Genomic DNA, 16,336 nt, shown 5'->3' on the forward strand with positions numbered 1-16,336 from the left:
CATTGAAACAGCAGTGACGCTCGGTCACGAAAGCTGACTCGAATGCGGGACTCCGCTTGAACCGCGTGGGCGAACCCAGGGCCTATTGCGTGGATACGCCCACTTTAGCACCCTCAGCGGGAACGCGTAGCGCCATAACACGCCACGACACGTCCTCACTGTTGTGGGTATGGGCCGCGGAATCCGCATCCGCGGTGATCTCATCGATAGCCGCAACCACCTGTTCCGCCGCTTCGGGGCCGTTGGCCAGAGTGAGAACGGTGGGTCCGGCACCGGAGATCAGCGCCGCGAATCCGCGCTCGCGCAACTGGGTCATGAGCTCGAAGCTCGGGCCCATGGCCTGGGCACGGTAGGGCTGGTGCAGCAGGTCGAACGTGGCCGGAAGCAGGTACTCGGGACGGTTGCTCAGCGCCTCGACCAACAGTGCAGCACGACCGGCAGTGACCGCAGCGGTGCGATGCGAAACGGTATCGGGCAGCAGGCCGCGGGCCACTGAGGTCGCCACCTCGAAGTCCGGGATGGCCACGATCGGAATCACGTTCTCGTGCACATGCACGGGCACGCTGACGAATTCGCCGTTTTGTTCGAAGGACACGGTGAGTCCCCCGTACAGGGTGGGGGCCACGTTATCCGGATGCCCCTCGAGCTGGGAGCACACCTGCAGGATGGTGCGATCATCCAGCCGTGCGGTGTCAGAGAGCAATGCGTTGGCGGCCAGCACCCCGGCGACCACGGCCGAGGCCGAGGATCCCATGCCACGACCGTGCGGGATCTGGTTGTGCGCCTTTAACCGCAACCCGGGCAGGGAACCGGCCCCGGCGGCGTCGAACACTGCCTGCATCGAACGGACCACCAGGTGATCCGCGGTCTGCGGCACGTTCTCCGACCCTTCACCCGTGAGCTCGAATTCGAGACCGGATTCGATGCGGGTGACCGTGAGCTCGTCGTAATAACCCAGGGCCAGTCCCAGGGTGTCGAAACCGGGACCCACGTTTCCGGTGGATCCGGGGACCCGCACCGACACGCTCGTGCCCGGTGCGGCGACTACCTGCTCGTTCACGACCTCGGTCACTCCAACCCCAAGGCTGCGGCCACGGGGACCACGTCGAAGGGAACGCGCTTGGGTTCCACGGCGCTGGCGTCCTCGGCCTCGGCACCCTTGATGGCCCATTGCGGATCCTTGAGGCCGTGACCGGTCACGGTGATCACGATGGTCTTGCCGCTGGGCACCTCGCCCGCGCGCTGTTTCTTGAGCAGGCCGGCCACACCGGAGGCCGAACCGGGCTCCACGAACACGCCCTCGCGCGAAGACAGCCAGCGGTGGGCCTCAATGATCTGCTCGTCCGTCACGGAATCGATCAGACCGCCGGACTCGTCACGGGCCGCAATGGCTGTGTCCCAGGAAGCGGGGTTGCCGATTCGGATGGCGGTGGCGATCGTCTCCGGTTCAGTGACGGGGTGGCCCAGCACGAGCGGTGCGGCGCCAGCAGCCTGGAAGCCCCACATGGTCGGTGTGTGCGTGGACACGGGTGCCAACTTCTCACCGGAGGTCGCCGGGGTCTCGGAGGCGTACTCTTTGTAACCCTTCCAGTACGCGGTGATGTTGCCGGCGTTACCGACCGGGAGCACGTGGATGTCCGGGGCGTCGCCCAGGGTGTCCACGACCTCGAAGGCCGCGGTCTTCTGGCCCTCGATACGGTACGGGTTGACCGAGTTCACCAGGAACACGGGATAGGACTCGGATAGTTTGCGCGCGACTTCCAGGCAGTTGTCGAAGTTGCCTTCGATCTGGATGATGTCCGCGCCGTGGGCCACGGCCTGGGACATCTTGCCCATTGAGATCTTGCCCTCGGGCACGAGCACGGCGCAGCGCATGCCCGCCTGCTTGGCGTAGGCCGCAGCGGCGGCGGAGGTGTTGCCCGTCGAGGCACACACCACGGCCTCCGCACCCTCTTCCTTGGCCTTGGTGATGGCCATGGTCATGCCGCGGTCCTTGAAGGAACCGGTGGGGTTCATGCCCTCGAACTTGAGCCACACTGAGCTGCCGGTCAGTTCGGACAGGGCACGAGCCTGGATCAGCGGCGTGCCACCCTCACCCATGGTGATGACCTCGGTGGCCTCGGTGACCGGCAAGCGGTCCTTGTACTCGTTGATAACGCCCTGCCAGACGTGTGCCATACCGGTTCTCCTCGACGCTGTGTGACGGTGGGCGGCGTTCACCACCCATTGAAGTTTATGAACGCCCCGCGGGGCGGTGGACTTAGTCGCCGTTCTCCACGGGGATCACCGAGAGCACCTCGGCCACCACGGGCAACTCACGCAGTGCACCCACGGTGTCCATGAGATCACGGTGGCGGCCCGTGTGGGTCACCAGGCGCAGCACGGAGATGGCCTGATCCTTGGGATCCTCGGTCTGATGCATGGTGGAGATGGATACGCCGTGGTCCGCGAAGACCTGGGCAATTTGAGCGAGCACACCCAAGCGGTCCTTGACGGTCACGGTGATGGCCATGCGCGTGGTCACGTTGTCCATGGACACGGCGGGCAGCTTGGCGTGATCGCTCAGCGGGATGCCCTCGGCACCACGCGCAATCGCTCGAGCGGCGGACACCAGGTCGCCCAGAACGGCCGACGCCGTGGGCTCGCCTCCTGCGCCCTGGCCGTAGAACATGAGCGAGCCGGCGTTCTCGGCCTCGACGAAGACAGCGTTGTACGCACCGTGCACTCCCCCGAGCACGTGGTTGCGGGGAATCATCACGGGGTTGACGCGCAGGTTCACGCCGTCCTCGGTGCGCTCACCCACGGACAGCAGCTTGATCACGTACCCGGCCTCGGCCGCGGTTGCGACATCTTCCGCGGTCACCGCGGTGATTCCCTCGCAGTGGACGTCGTCCAGGGTGAAGGTCGAGTGGAAGGCGAGCGAGGCGAGCACGGCGGCCTTGGCGGCGGCGTCGTGCCCCTCGACGTCGGCGGTGGGGTCGGCCTCGGCGTAACCCAACTCCTGGGCCTCGGCCAGGGCGTCGTCGAACGCGGCGCCCGTGGTGTCCATCTGGTCCAGGATGAAGTTGGTGGTGCCGTTCATGATGCCCAGGAAGCGGGTGACCTTGTCGCCGGCGAGCGAGTCGCGCATGGGGCGAACGATCGGGATCGCGCCGGCCACGGCGGCCTCGTAGGACAATTGCGAGCCCGACGCCGCCGCGGCGTCCTGGAGTTCGCGGCCATGAGCTGCGAGCAGCGCCTTGTTACCGGTGACCACGGTGGTGCCGGCGTTGAGGGCGCGCAGGATGCGGGTGCGGGCGGGCTCGATGCCACCGGTCAGTTCCACCACGATGTCCGCGGCGTCGATCACGGAATCCGCGTCCCTGGTGAGCAATTCGCGCGGAATCTCGTAATCTCGCTTGGCGTCCACGTCGCGCACGGCCACGCCCACGAGATCGAGCGTGACGCCCGAGCGAAGGGCGAGTTCGTCCTTGGAGTCGAGCAGCACGCGGGCCACCTGGGATCCCACGGTGCCGGCGCCCAACAGGGCGACCTTCAAGTGGGGAGTCTGTGGGTGCGAAGTCGCTGAAGTAGTCATTGCTCCTGATATTCCTTGGGGGCTTATTCGGCGCTCGCGCCGGTGTCCCGGGCCAGCAGATCGTCGACGGTTTCGGCGCGGATCAGAACCTGGACCTGTCCTTGAGCATCCACGCTGATCATTCCGGGTCGGGTGAGCCAGTTGTAGTTGCTGGACAGCGCCCAGCAGTACGCACCGGTCACGGGCACGACCAGTAGGTCACCGGCCGTGACATCCGCCGGGAGGTAGACGTCCCGGACCACGATGTCACCGGATTCGCAGTGCTTTCCGACCACGCGAGTGAGCACCGGTTCGGCGTCCGACACGCGGCTGGCGAGTACCGCCGTGTAATCGGCGTCGTAGAGCACCGGGCGGGCGTTGTCACTCATGCCTCCGTCCACGGACACGTAGCGACGTTCCACGCCGGGGCTGACCGTCACGGTCTTCACGGTGCCCACGGTGTACACCGTGGCCCCGGAAGGACCCGCGATGAAGCGACCGGGCTCGAATGAGAGATGAGGGGCCGGCGACTCGGAGTTCTTCAGCAATCCGGCCAGGTGTTCGGCGAGGTCCGTAGCGATCGACTGCGCGGTGCGGGGTTCGTCAGCGCTCGTATAGGCCACGCCGTGGCCACCGCCTAGGTCCAGCTCGGGGAGCACCGTGGACCAGCGTTCGGCCACGGTGTCGCGCAGGGCCAGTACGCGCTCGGCGGCCTGGCCGAAGCCTTCCGCCGCAAAAATTTGCGATCCGATATGGCAGTGCAGACCCCGCAGGTCCAGGTGTTCGCGCAACGCCACGCACTGGGCGATGGCCTGCAGCGCCGGTGAGTCCTCCCCCTCCACCGAGGGGTTCAGGGACATCCCGAACTTCTGGTCCTCGTGGGCCGTGGCGATGAACTCATGGGTGGACGCGTGCACACCCGGCGTCACGCGCAGCATGATGGGCGCGCGTACCGCAAGCTTCTGGGCAAGGTCCGCAACCAGCTGGATCTCCGGCAGGGAGTCCACCACGATCCGCCCTACGCCGCTGTCCAGTGCACGGGTGATCTCCGCCGCTGACTTGTTGTTGCCGTGCAACGCAATCCTGGCGGGATCGACTCCGGCGCGCAGGGCGACCTCGAGTTCGCCACCGGACGCGGTGTCCACGTTGAGGCCCTCGTCCTGGGCCCACCGCGCCACGTGCGTATTGAGCAGCGCCTTGGACGCGTAGTAGACCTCCACGTCAATGCCCATGGGTGTGAACGCGGCCTCGAAGGCCTCGCGGAAACCCCGGGCGCGAGAGCGGAAGGTGTCCTCGGAGATCACGTAGCTCGGTGACCCGTAACGTTCGGCCAACTCGGCCACGGACACACCGTCCACGGTGACGCACCCGCGATCATTCCGGGCGTACTGCTCGGTGAAGACCTTGGGGTCCAGCGTGGCGTTGTCCTCGGGGACGGTCAGCCATCCAGGAGCGAGTTGGTGGGCGTTGTCTACTGAGCTCACGAGATCACATCCGTTCCGGCGCGCCGACACCCAACAGGGCCAGGCCGTTGGCCAGGACCTGTTGCACGGCGTCATTGAGCCACAAGCGAGAGTTGTGTACGGGTTCGACCGGGCCGTCGCCCTGCGGTGCCACGCGGCACACGTCGTACCAGCGGTGGTATGTGCCGGCCAACAGTTCCAGGTGGCGGGCCACTCGGTGCGGTTCACGCAGTTCAGCGGCCTGGGCGACCACGGAGGGGTACTGTCCCAGCGCGGCGAGCAGGTCTGCCTCGCGGGCGTGATCCAGCAGAGCGGCGTCGAACGTGCTGGCGCCCTCTTCGGTGAAGCGACGGACACCGGCGGCCTCTGCGTTGCGCTGCACGGCGCACGTGCGGGCGTGGGCGTACTGGACGTAGAAGACCGGGTTCTCATTGGAGCGTTTGGTCAGCACATCCAGGTCGATATCGATGTTGGAGTCCACCGAATAGCGGGTCAGGGAGTAGCGTGCGGCGTCCACGCCCACGACCTCCACGAGGTCTTCCATGGTGACCACGGTGCCGGCGCGTTTGGACATGCGCACGGCCACGCCCTCGCGGACCAGGTTGACCATTTGACCGATCAGGACCTCCACGCGTTCCGGGGAATCCCCGAGGGCTGCGGCCACGGCCTTGAGGCGTGCCACGTAGCCGTGGTGATCCGCGCCGAGCATGTAGATGCACAGGTCCGCGCCGCGGCCCCGCTTGTCCTTGAAGTAGGCGATGTCACCGGCGATGTAGGCGGCGTTGCCGTCCGACTTGATGACCACGCGGTCCTTGTCGTCCCCGTAGTCCGTGGACCGCAGCCACCAGGCGCCGTCCTCGAAATACATGGCGTCCGAGTCCTTGAGCTGTTCGACCAGCTGTTCGACCTGCCCACCCTCGAACAGCGAGTTCTCATGGAAGAAAACGTCGAAATCCACACCGAATTCGTGCAGCGAGGACTTGATCTCCTGGAACATCAACTCCACACCGGCGGCGCGGAAAACTTCCTGTGGATCCTCGGACTCCAGGGCGTCCGGGTGCTGTTCGAGCACGCGCTGGGCGATGTCGGAAATGTACTGTCCGCCGTAGCCGTCCTCGGGTGCGTCCTCGTTGCGGGCGCGGGCCAGCAGGGAGCGAGCGAATCGGTCGATCTGCGCACCGTGGTCGTTGAAGTAGTACTCGCGGGTGACCTGGGCGCCCTGCGATTGCAGGATGCGGGCCAGCGAGTCACCCACTGCGGCCCAGCGGGTGCCACCCAGGTGAATGGGGCCGGTGGGGTTGGCGGAGACGAATTCCAGGTTGATGGCGGTTCCGCCCAGAACGTCTGAGGTACCGAAGGAGGTGCCCTGCTCCACGATCGACTGCGCGAGCTCACCGGCCGCGGCGGCGTCGAGCGTGATGTTCAGGAATCCGGGACCGGCGATGTCCACGGCGGCCACGCCGGGAACTGCGCTCAGGCGTTCGACCAGGATCTCGGCGATCTCGCGCGGCTTACGATCGAATTTCTTGGACGCCTGCATGGCCACGGTGGTGGCCCAGTCCCCGTGCTCACGATTCTTGGGGCGCTCGATCTTCGCTTCGGGAAGCTCTGCACCGTCCACCAGGGTGAGATCACCGGCGGCCACGGCATCGTGTAGGCATGCGGATACGGCAGCGGAAAGTTCTTCAGGAGTCACCGGTCCAGTGTAACGGGACGAACGGCACCCACCGATTCGAGTCAATTCGCCTGCCGTGACGAACCTGCTAATATCGATCGAGTTGTTCACGGCCCGGTTCACGGACCCGCAGGACAGCCCCCGCCCGCGTAGCTCAGGGGATAGAGCGTCTGCCTCCGGAGCAGAAGGTCGTAGGTTCGATTCCTATCGCGGGCACTTTTTCGTTTAACGCGCCTTTTCCGTCGACGACGCCGCTCCCCCGCCCCGCGCGGTCCTCTTCCGTCGCGGTTCGGCCTCGTACCCAACAACGCCCACTCGGCGGTCGGGCCCCGCCCCTCGCCTCAGCGCGGTCGATGCAACCGGTTATGCACGCTGCACCACGAAGAAACCCCCGGAGCAACAGCCCGGGGGTTTCGTTCGTCAGCGCTCGTTATCGCCGTGTCGTTGCCGCGCCCGAAGGTGCGGATTCAGCTCCATGGGGTCGTAGTCGTGGAGCATCTCCCCCTCGCCGAACTGCTCGGCCACGTAGTCATCTTCCGGGTTGTGCACCGGGGCCGTGGTACGCCTCCGCGCCATGCCGATGATGCTCAGCACCCCACCGATCAGAAGCGTGCCGAAGCCCACGATGATCGTGGCCAGTGCGGTGCCGGTCAGGGGCACCGATGCACTTTCTGACGCCGCCCGCCCGAGGTGTACCAGGGCCGGAGGAAGAGTGAAGATGCACACGAACAGGGCCAGCAGACCCGCCAAAGAGATGACTGATGTGGTGCGCTGGCGCCTGTTCGTGTTCACGATGACTACGGTTTTCCTTCTTTGGTGACGCGGACTGTTTCTAGCAGCGTAGCGTCATCAAGTGTGGGTTCCCCGCTGACCGTTTGCAGTTTCTGGAACTCCGACAGCAGATCGGACACGGTCGATCTGGCCTTCTGCTCCTCGTTCAGCTCGAACAGGATCTTGCCCTCGTGCATCATGATCAACCGGTTACCCAGACGCAGGGCCTGTTCCATGTTGTGGGTGACCATGATGGTGGTGAGGTTCTGTTCGGACACCATGCGCTCGGTCAGTTCCGTCACGTGCTTGGCGCGCTGGGGATCCAGGGCCGCGGTGTGCTCGTCCAGGAGCAGGATCTCCGGTGATGAGAACGTTGCCATGAGCAGGGACAGTGCCTGGCGTTGGCCGCCGGACAGCAACCCCACCTTGGCACCCAGCCGGTTCTCCAACCCGAGTTCCAACTTGGCCAGCTCGTCCCGGAACTGTTGTTTCCGCGAGCGCGTCACGCCCATGGACAGTCGGCGAGACTTGCCGCGGCGGGACGCAATGGCCATGTTCTGCTCGATGGTCAGATTGGGCGAGGAACCCTTCATGGGGTCCTGGAACACGCGAGAGATCCAGTGGGCCTTCTTGTGTTCCCCGAGCTTGGTGACCGGTTCGCCGGAGACCTGGATGCTGCCGGAGTCCGGGATGATCGACCCGGAGACCGTATTCAACATCGTGGATTTACCGGCGCCGTTGGAGCCGATCACGGTCACGAAATCTCCCGGTTCCACGGTCAGGCTCACGCCGTCCAGAGCCACGCGTTCATTGACGGTTCCGGCGAAGAACGTTTTCCGCACGTCGGTGATGGTCAACATGGTTTATTGCCCCTCTCCTGTGCGACCGCCCACGGTAGCGGGTGTCCCCACGCCGGGTTCGACGCCGGCCTGGACCTTGCGTGCCTCGCGGTCCTTGCGGCGCGCATTCCACCGCTTGAAGAACGTCATTTGCGGAAGCACCAACGCGATGACCACCAGTACGGCGGAGATCAGCTTCATGTCGGACGGGTTCAGACCCAGCTGCAGGGCCGCGGTGATCACCAGTCGGTACAGCACGGACCCGAAGATCACGGCCGCGGTGGCAATGATGACCGTGCGCGTTCCGAAGATGCCCTGACCCAGGATCACGGAAGCCAGGCCCACGACGATCAGGCCGATACCCATGCCGATGTCCGCAAAACCCTGGTACTGAGCCACGAGCGCACCGGACAAGCCGACCATGCCGTTGGACAGGCACAGACCGAGAATTTTCTGGTTATCCGTGTTCACGCCAAAGGAACGGATCATGTCCGGGTTGTCACCGGTGGCCTGCATGGCCAAGCCGGCGTCCGTGTAGAGGAACCAGTCAAGCAGGACCTTGACCAGCAGCACCCCGGCGAGCAGTAGGAGCACTCCCACCGCGGATCCCTGCAACCCGGCTTCGCGCAGCGGGGTGAATACGGTGTCCTCGCGCAGCAGTGCCAGGTTGGCCTTGCTGTCCATGACTCTGAGGTTGATGGAGTACAAGGCGGTCATGGTCAAAATACCCGCCAGCAAGCCGTTGATGTGGGCTTTGGTGTGCAGCAGACCCGTGATGAGACCCGCGAGCGCACCGGCGAAGAATCCCGCGATGGTGCCCAGCCAGGGGCTGCCACCACCCAGGATAATCATGGCCGCGGTGGCGGCCCCAGTGGTGAAGGACTGATCCACCGTGAGGTCCGGGAAGTCCAGCACACGAAACGTGAGATAGACGCCCAGGGCCATCACGGCGTAGATCAGGCCGAGTTCGATTCCGGCGATCATGAATGGTTACCGGATCACTGCATCGGCGGAATCAAGCAGTGCCTTGGGGACCTCGATGCCCATGGCCTTGGCGGCCTCGGCATTGATGATCAAGTGGGTCTCCTTCTGGGATTCCACGGCCATCTCGGCGGGGTCGCCGTCCTCCTCGATGATGCGAAGGGCCATTTCCCCGGTCTGCTTGCCGAGCTGTTCATAGCTGATGCCCTCGGTTGCCAGACCGCCGCGTTCCACCGAGTCACCTTCACCCACGATCAACGGGATCTTCTTGGACTCGGCGGCGCCGACCACTGCTTCGAGGCCGGCCACCACCTTGTTGTCGGTGGGGACGTAAATGGAATCGGTGTTGAAGGACTCCGCGGCCTGGGCGACCTCCGCGGTGGTGGTCACGGTCTTCTCCTCCACGGTCAGACCCTCCGCTTCGGCGGCCTTCTTGGCCTCTTCCACCTGGATCTGCGAGTTGGTCTCGCCGGAGCTGTAGATGATGCCCACGGACTTGGCGTCCGGTTTGAACTGCTTGATGAGTTTGATCTGGTCCTCGACCGGGTTCATGTCGGTCGTACCGGTGATATTGGCTCCGGGCGCGTCCATGGAGTCCACGAGTCCGGCGTCCACGGGATCGGTGACGGCGGTGAACAGGACGGGCTTGTCGGTCACGGCTTGTGCCAGGGACTGAGCGGTGGGTGTCGCGATACCGAGGATCAAGTCGTTATCGGACGACGCGAAGTTGGAGGCGATGTTGGTCGCGGTGGCTTGGTCACCGGAGGCGTTCTGCACGTCCAACTTCAGGTTGTCGCCTTCCTTGTAGCCGCCTTCTTCCAAGGCGGCTACGAAACCTTCTCGCGCGGCATCGAGCGAGGGGTGTTCCACGAATTGAGCGATCCCCACGGAGACTTCCTGGGGTTCCTCGGACTGGCTGGCACCGCCGCCCGAACCGCAAGCGGTCAGGACCAGGGCGGAAGCGGCGACCGCTGCGGTTAGCGAAAGAGTGCGCTTCATGATGGTGGGCGTCCTTTCAAGACAAATAGTGGTGCCTGGATATTACCTGCCGTTCGGTCAAAAAATGAGACGTGGCACACATTCGGTATGGGATCGTGTTCTGACGGGCCCGCACGCCGTGAGTGGCGTACCGCCCCGGACCCGTAGACTGGGGCGTTGACATGACTGAGTCCAGCACCACGCCCCGCATCGTGTACCCCCAGAACCTTCCGGTCAGCGCGCGCCGTGACGACATCAGCGCTGCCATTCGTGATCACCAGGTGGTGGTGGTCGCCGGTGAGACAGGCTCCGGCAAGACCACACAGCTACCCAAGATGTGCCTGGAGCTGGGTCTGGGTGAGAACGGGTTGATCGGCCACACCCAGCCGCGCCGCATCGCCGCACGCTCCGTGGCTGAACGCATTGCCTACGAGATGGGCGAGCAGGTCGGGCAGACGGTCGGCTACCAGGTGCGCTTCACGTCCGAGGTCGGCAAGGACTCCAAGGTCAAGCTGATGACCGATGGCATCATGCTTGCCGAAATCAGCCACGATCCGATGCTGCGCCGCTACAACGCGATCATCATCGACGAGGCCCACGAGCGCTCCCTCAACATCGATTTCCTGCTGGGGTATCTCAAGCGCCTGCTCCCCCGCCGCCCGGATCTCAAATTGATCATCACCTCGGCAACCATTGATCCCGAGCGGTTCGCCGAGCACTTCGCTGAACCCGCCGAGGACGGCGACCAGGTGAAGCCCGCCCCCATCATCGAAGTCTCGGGCCGCACCTACCCGGTGGAGGTCCGCTACCGTCCGCTCGCCCAGCCCCGCACCGGCGACGGCGGCGATGACGAGGCGGACACGGGAGACGGCCTCGAGGACGAGGACCGCGATCCCATCGACGCCGTGTGCGATGCCGTGGTGGAGCTCGCTTCCGAGCCGCCCGGCGACATCCTGATCTTCTTCGCTGGTGAACGCGAGATCCGGGACGCCCAGGACGCGCTGGCCAAAGTCATCGACCGCAATCGCGCACTGGCCGGCACCGAGCTGCTACCCCTGTTCGGCCGGTTGTCCATGGCGGAGCAGAACAGGGTGTTCGCGCCGTCTTCCAAGCGTCGGATCGTGCTCGCGACCAACGTGGCGGAGACCTCGCTGACGGTCCCCGGCATCAAGTACGTGATCGACCCGGGCACCGCCAGAATCTCGCGCTATTCGGCGCGCACCAAGGTACAGCGCCTGCCCATCGAGCGGATTTCCCAAGCGTCCGCGCGGCAGCGCGCCGGCCGTTGCGGCCGTGTGTCGGACGGCGTGTGCATTCGCCTGTATTCCGAGGAGGACTTCGAGTCCCGCCCGGAGTTCACCGACCCCGAAATCCTGCGCACCAATCTGGCCGCGGTCATCCTGCAGATGATTTCGGTGGGTGTGGTGCGCGAGCCCACGGACATCTCCGAATTCCCGTTCGTACAGAAGCCGGATTCCCGCGCCGTCAAGGACGGCGTGGTGCTGTTGCGCGAACTCGGCGCGCTGCGCTCGGGTGGCCAGAACGAGCAACGCGAGCAGGCGGCGTCGTCGGGTGGTCGCGGTCGTTCCCGGGGACGACGCCGCCGCGGCCAGCAGGATTCGCCACTCACCCAGACCGGCCGCGTCCTGGCGGCCCTGCCCGTGGACCCGAGGCTGGGGCGCATGATCGTGGAGGCCAAGCGGCGCAATTGCGTCCGCGAGGTCATGGTGCTTGCTGCAGCGCTCACGGTTCAGGATCCACGCGAACGGCCGCTGGAGCATCGGCAGGCCGCGGACGAGTTCCACAAGCGGTTCAAGGACAAGACGTCCGACTTCATGTCTTACGGCCTGCTGTGGCAATACATCCAGGAACAGCAACACGAGCTGTCATCCTCGCAGTTCCGCAAGCTGTGCAAGCGCGAGTACCTCAATTTCCTGCGGATCCGAGAGTGGCAGGACCTCTTCGCCCAATTGCGTCAGATCGCCCGCGAAGTGGGGATCGACCCGGGGAGCTCCCGTGAGCTGGACGTCGCCGGCAATCAGGACGCCATTCATCAGAGCCTGCTGTCCGGTCTGCTGAGCCATATCGGAGTGCGTGATGAACGCACCCGCGACTACCGCGGTGCCCGCGGCACCAAGTTCGCGATCTTCCCCGGTTCTGCCCTGTTCAAGACGTCTCCGGACTGGGTCGTCTCGGCAGAACTCGTGGAGACGTCACGGCTGTGGGCGCGCACCAACGCGAGCATCAACCCGGAATGGGTCGAGGAGCTGGCACCGGATCTGATCAAGCGCAACTACTCGGAGCCACACTGGTCCCGCTCCCGCGGTGCCGTGATGGCGTACGAGAAGGTCACGCTGTACGGCTTGCCACTCGTGACCGAGCGACCCGTGCAGTTCTCCAGGGTGGACCCGCAGCTCTCTCGCGAACTGTTCAGCCGCCACGCCCTGGTCGAAGGTGACTGGCAAACACGGCACCGGTTCTACCAGCGCAATCAGCAGCGCCTGGAGCGTGTGGAGGAACTCGAGAACCGCATGCGCCGCAAGGACCTGCGCGTGGATGACCAGGTGCTCTTCGACTTCTACGATGCGCGCATCCCCGCGGACGTGGTGTCCCAGCGGCACTTCGACGCGTGGTGGAAGAAGGCGCGCGGCAGCAACGAGCACCTGCTGGACCTGGATCCGGACGCGCTGATCGCCCCGGAGGTCGCCGAGCTCGACACGCAGTCCTTCCCGCGCACCTGGAACGTGGCGTCTCCGGACGGCATCCTGTCGCTGGACCTCGACTACGAGTTCTCCCCCGGTTCGGAGACCGCTGACGGTGTGACCGTGCGCGTGCCCGTGCTGTTCCTGGATCGTCTGGCCCCGGAGCAATTCGAGTGGCACATCCCCGGTCTGCGCACCGAGTTGGTCACCGCCCTCATCAAGTCCCTGCCCAAGGCCGTGCGGCGCAACTTCGTACCCGCCCCGGACATGGCCGCCACCGCAGTGGACGTGCTGTCGGCGGAGTTCTCCCCGGAAACGGATTCGCTACTGGAATCCCTGGCCACCGTGCTGCGCCGGCTGCGCGGACATCAGGTGCAGGCCACGGACTTCCAGCCCAGCGTGCTTCCGGCTCACCTGCGCATGAACTTCGAGGTGCGCGACGCCCGCAACAAGGTGCTCGGAACCGGCGGGAACCTCGCCGAACTCAAGGATCGGCTCAGGCCGCAGATCCGCCGCGCCCTGGCCGACTCGCTGGGCAGCGCGGCCTCCCAACTCGCGGACTTCGCCAACGCCGCCGACGCCGCCGGGGGCACCTCCGGCGCTCAGCGGTCCGGTAAGCCCGATACACCGCGTCCGGGGGCAAAGGGTCGCGGCGGGCGAGGTGCCAAGGGTGGCGGAGCGGCGTCGTCGGCGGAAAGTCTGGAACGCACGGGACTGACGACCTGGCCGGAGAAAGACCCGCCGCGCTCGGTGCAGACCCAGGTAGCGGGGCAGACCATCACCGGCTACCCCACGCTCATGGTCCGCCGGGACAATCCCAATGCCGCAAAGACCGGTAAGGGCGCGACGCAGGAGCCCACCGTGGACCTGCGGATCCTGACCCAGCAGGACGAACAACGTTCGGCACAGCGCCACGGGGTGATTGCGCTGCTGGAACGCACGCTGCCGTCGGTGCATCGTTACGTCGTGGATCATCTGAGCCAGCGGGAACGGCTGATCTTCACGCAGAATCCGCACGGTTCCGTGGACGCGCTGATTCGCGATTGCACCGTGGCCGCGATCGACCGGCTGGTACCCGAGGAACCGCCGTTCACCAAGGCCGAATTCGACGAGTTGGCCGTGCACGTGCGCGCCGAATTGATCGATACGGTGTTCGCGGTGACGGCTCTGGTCACCGAGACGCTCGCGGAAGCCACCACGCTACGCAAGCGACTCAGAAAGCCGGGCTCGTTGGCTGCGGTGCCCGCGTTCAAGGACATGTCCGAGCAGATCGATCGCCTGATCTACCCCGGATTCGTGGCGGACACCGGATGGCACGCGCTGCAGCACCTACCCCGCTACGTGAAAGCCATCAATGCGCGTCTGGACAAGCTCTCGGGCCATATCCAGCGCGACAGCGTGAACATGGTGCTGGTTCAGGACATCGAACAGGATTACCGCGGTGCACGGGCGGCCGTTCCCCCGACCGCTCCCGTGCCCGAGGCGCTCACCCGTGTTCGATGGGATCTGGAAGAGCTGCGCGTATCGCTGTTCGCACAGGAGCTGGGCACCGCGCGCACGGTATCGGAAAAGCGGGTCCGCAAAGCACTGCGCGACGTGACGCAACGCTGAGCCAACCCGCCTCGGCGGATGTCCATGAGCTGAGGCACCGCGCACCAGTGGTGCCCGGCGCCATCTGCTACCCCTAGTCCTGGGGAACGTGGGCCTCGTGACCGGCGGCGACCAGTGCGCCACGGATCTTGCGGGCCGTCTCGTCCATGACCTCGGGGTCCGGGTCCTTGTCCACCTGGTCGAAATCGAATTCTTCGATCGTGTTGGTGGGCCACACGTGCAGGTGGGCGTGGGGCACCTCGAAGCCCTGAATCATCAGTCCCACGCGCTTGGGTGAGAAGACCTCATCGATGGCCTGGCCCACGGTCTTGCACACGGTCATCAGGTGCTCCGCCAATTCGTCGGGCAGATCCAGCCAGGAGTCGATCTCCTCGCGTGGCACCACCAGGACGTGTCCCTGCGAGAGCGGTGCGATGGACAGGAATCCGGCGCACTGCTCGTCCGACCACACGAACCGGCCGGGCAGTTCGCCCTCGATGATCTTGGTGAAAACGGAGCTCACGGTGACTTCCTTTCGATCGAACTTCTGGGTCTGTACGGTGGTCTCGATCCGCGGATCCCACCCGCCATGGGCCGCGGCCGGGTTACGGGACGGTGCGGATCAGACTTCCACGGACTCGCGGGTTTCCAGGTGGCGGTACTCGGTGCCGTACATCTCGGAGAATTTGGTGACCTGCTTCTCGACGATCCCGAAACCGATATCGGAGAGCAGCGCATCGTGGATCTGGTACACGTTGGTGGCGCGGGTTGCGATGATGAAGTCGATGACCTCGGACATCTTGGACCACGGGGCGTGCAACGGGACCAGCACGGTGGGCACGGTCAGCCCGTGCGGAACGGCGAAGGAATCGCCGGGGTGGAACACGGCGTCGTCGATCACGAAGCCCACGTTGTCCACCGTGGGAATCAGCGGGTGGATCAGTGCGTGCTGGCCGCCGAAGGTCTTGACCTCGAACGGGCCCAGCGACAACGTGGAATCCGCAGTGACCGCGTGCAACCGGTCCGTGGCCTCCCCGGAGGCCTCCGCGAGTTCGTCGATGACCGACTGCGGTGCGTAGATGTTCAGCTCGGGATTTTCCGCGAGCGCCGCGGTCAGCCGCTTCGCGTCGTAGTGGTCCGGGTGGACGTGGGTGATCAGCACCAGATTGACGCCGTCCAGCGCCTCCTCGACCTCCGAGAACGACCCGGGGTCGATCACCAGGGATGTGCCGTTCTTCTCCAGCCGGACGCACGAGTGTGTGAACTTGGTCAGCAACATGACTTCAGCCTAGCTCGGGAACACCCCGCAGATGCGAACCGTTAGCATGGTTGAAGAAGCAAGCACATGGAAGGGACGGGCGTGAGCACAAAAACCACCGGGCAACCCGAGGTGCGTAACACCAAGCAGCGCCGGGCCGTTGCCGGGGCACTGCGGAGCCTCGAAGATTTCATTTCCACTCAGGAATTACACCGCCGCCTTCAGGACGAGGGGCAGTCCGTGTCCCTGGCCACGACCTACCGGATCCTGCAGTCCATGGCGGACACCGGCGAGGTGGACGTCCTGCGTAACGCGGAGGGTGAGGCCATTTACCGCCGCTGCGAGGCCGAGCACCACCACCATCACCTGGTGTGCCGTTCGTGCGGTGCCGCGGTTGAGCTCGAGGCACCCGCGATCGAGGACTGGGCGGATGACACCGCCAACGAGCACGGGTTCACGGACGTGGACCACACCGTGGAAATCACGGGCATCTGCGGTAACTGCGCGCGCGAGTCACGCTGAC

Annotated in this window: 13 protein-coding genes and 1 tRNA gene; 3 read left to right on the plus strand and 11 right to left on the minus strand. The window is 65.2% G+C overall.

The window, feature by feature from the left end; all coding sequences use genetic code 11:
* Positions 1-82 precede the first annotated feature (82 nt).
* From thrB to argS, 5 genes are all read right to left on the minus strand, one after another.
* Entirely contained in the window at positions 83-1,060 is a 978-nt protein-coding gene (gene thrB, locus CKW39_RS06620) for a homoserine kinase (protein ID WP_095797559.1), read from the minus strand.
* 8 nt (positions 1,061-1,068) lie between these two features.
* Complete coding sequence (gene thrC / locus CKW39_RS06625) at positions 1,069-2,178, minus strand: threonine synthase (protein WP_095797360.1); 1,110 nt, start codon at positions 2,176-2,178, stop codon at positions 1,069-1,071.
* 82 nt (positions 2,179-2,260) lie between these two features.
* Entirely contained in the window at positions 2,261-3,577 is a 1,317-nt protein-coding gene (locus tag CKW39_RS06630; RefSeq protein ID WP_095797361.1) for a homoserine dehydrogenase, read from the minus strand.
* Positions 3,578-3,600: 23 nt separating this feature from the next.
* Positions 3,601-5,040, minus strand: coding sequence for a diaminopimelate decarboxylase (gene lysA / locus CKW39_RS06635; RefSeq protein WP_095797362.1), 1,440 nt, complete (start codon positions 5,038-5,040; stop codon positions 3,601-3,603).
* 4 nt (positions 5,041-5,044) lie between these two features.
* Entirely contained in the window at positions 5,045-6,715 is a 1,671-nt protein-coding gene (gene argS, locus CKW39_RS06640; protein ID WP_095797560.1) for an arginine--tRNA ligase, read from the minus strand.
* A 122-nt stretch (positions 6,716-6,837) separates the two neighbouring features.
* Between argS and CKW39_RS06645 the strand changes: the two genes are divergently transcribed.
* Positions 6,838-6,910: transfer RNA gene (locus tag CKW39_RS06645), tRNA-Arg, on the plus strand.
* A gap of 204 nt (positions 6,911-7,114) precedes the next feature.
* On the opposite strand, the gene CKW39_RS06650 is transcribed toward CKW39_RS06645, so the two are convergent.
* From CKW39_RS06650 to CKW39_RS06665, 4 genes are read right to left on the minus strand one after another with little or no spacing between them, the layout of a single operon-like run.
* The gene (locus CKW39_RS06650) at positions 7,115-7,486 is read right to left on the minus strand and encodes a hypothetical protein (protein ID WP_238663250.1); all 372 of its coding nucleotides are present in this window, start codon (positions 7,484-7,486) and stop codon (positions 7,115-7,117) included.
* Between the two features lie 5 nt (positions 7,487-7,491).
* Positions 7,492-8,325 carry an ABC transporter ATP-binding protein gene (locus CKW39_RS06655; RefSeq protein WP_095797364.1) on the minus strand — a complete coding sequence of 278 codons (834 nt, stop codon included), beginning with the start codon at positions 8,323-8,325 and terminating at the stop codon, positions 7,492-7,494.
* Between the two features lie 3 nt (positions 8,326-8,328).
* A complete protein-coding gene (locus tag CKW39_RS06660; protein WP_095797365.1) occupies positions 8,329-9,288 on the minus strand; it encodes an ABC transporter permease in 960 nt (319 codons plus the stop codon).
* Positions 9,289-9,294: 6 nt separating this feature from the next.
* Positions 9,295-10,284 (minus strand): ABC transporter substrate-binding protein, encoded by a 990-nt coding sequence (locus CKW39_RS06665; RefSeq protein WP_095797366.1) that lies wholly within the window; start codon positions 10,282-10,284, stop codon positions 9,295-9,297.
* A 161-nt stretch (positions 10,285-10,445) separates the two neighbouring features.
* On the opposite strand from CKW39_RS06665, the gene hrpA reads away from it, so the two are divergent.
* Entirely contained in the window at positions 10,446-14,576 is a 4,131-nt protein-coding gene (hrpA, locus tag CKW39_RS06670; protein ID WP_095797367.1) for an ATP-dependent RNA helicase HrpA, read from the plus strand.
* Positions 14,577-14,649: 73 nt separating this feature from the next.
* Here hrpA and CKW39_RS06675 read toward each other — a convergent pair whose 3' ends face one another.
* Complete coding sequence (locus tag CKW39_RS06675) at positions 14,650-15,078, minus strand: HIT family protein (RefSeq protein ID WP_095797368.1); 429 nt, start codon at positions 15,076-15,078, stop codon at positions 14,650-14,652.
* 99 nt (positions 15,079-15,177) lie between these two features.
* Positions 15,178-15,834 carry an MBL fold metallo-hydrolase gene (locus CKW39_RS06680; protein ID WP_095797369.1) on the minus strand — a complete coding sequence of 219 codons (657 nt, stop codon included), beginning with the start codon at positions 15,832-15,834 and terminating at the stop codon, positions 15,178-15,180.
* An 81-nt stretch (positions 15,835-15,915) separates the two neighbouring features.
* Between CKW39_RS06680 and CKW39_RS06685 the strand changes: the two genes are divergently transcribed.
* On the plus strand, positions 15,916-16,335 hold the full coding sequence (locus tag CKW39_RS06685; RefSeq protein WP_095797561.1) for a Fur family transcriptional regulator: 420 nt from the start codon (positions 15,916-15,918) through the stop codon (positions 16,333-16,335).
* Position 16,336: the final 1 nt, after the last annotated feature.

It is taken from the genome of Kocuria sp. WRN011, from assembly GCF_002295155.1.
GTDB lineage: Bacteria > Actinomycetota > Actinomycetes > Actinomycetales > Micrococcaceae > Kocuria > Kocuria carniphila.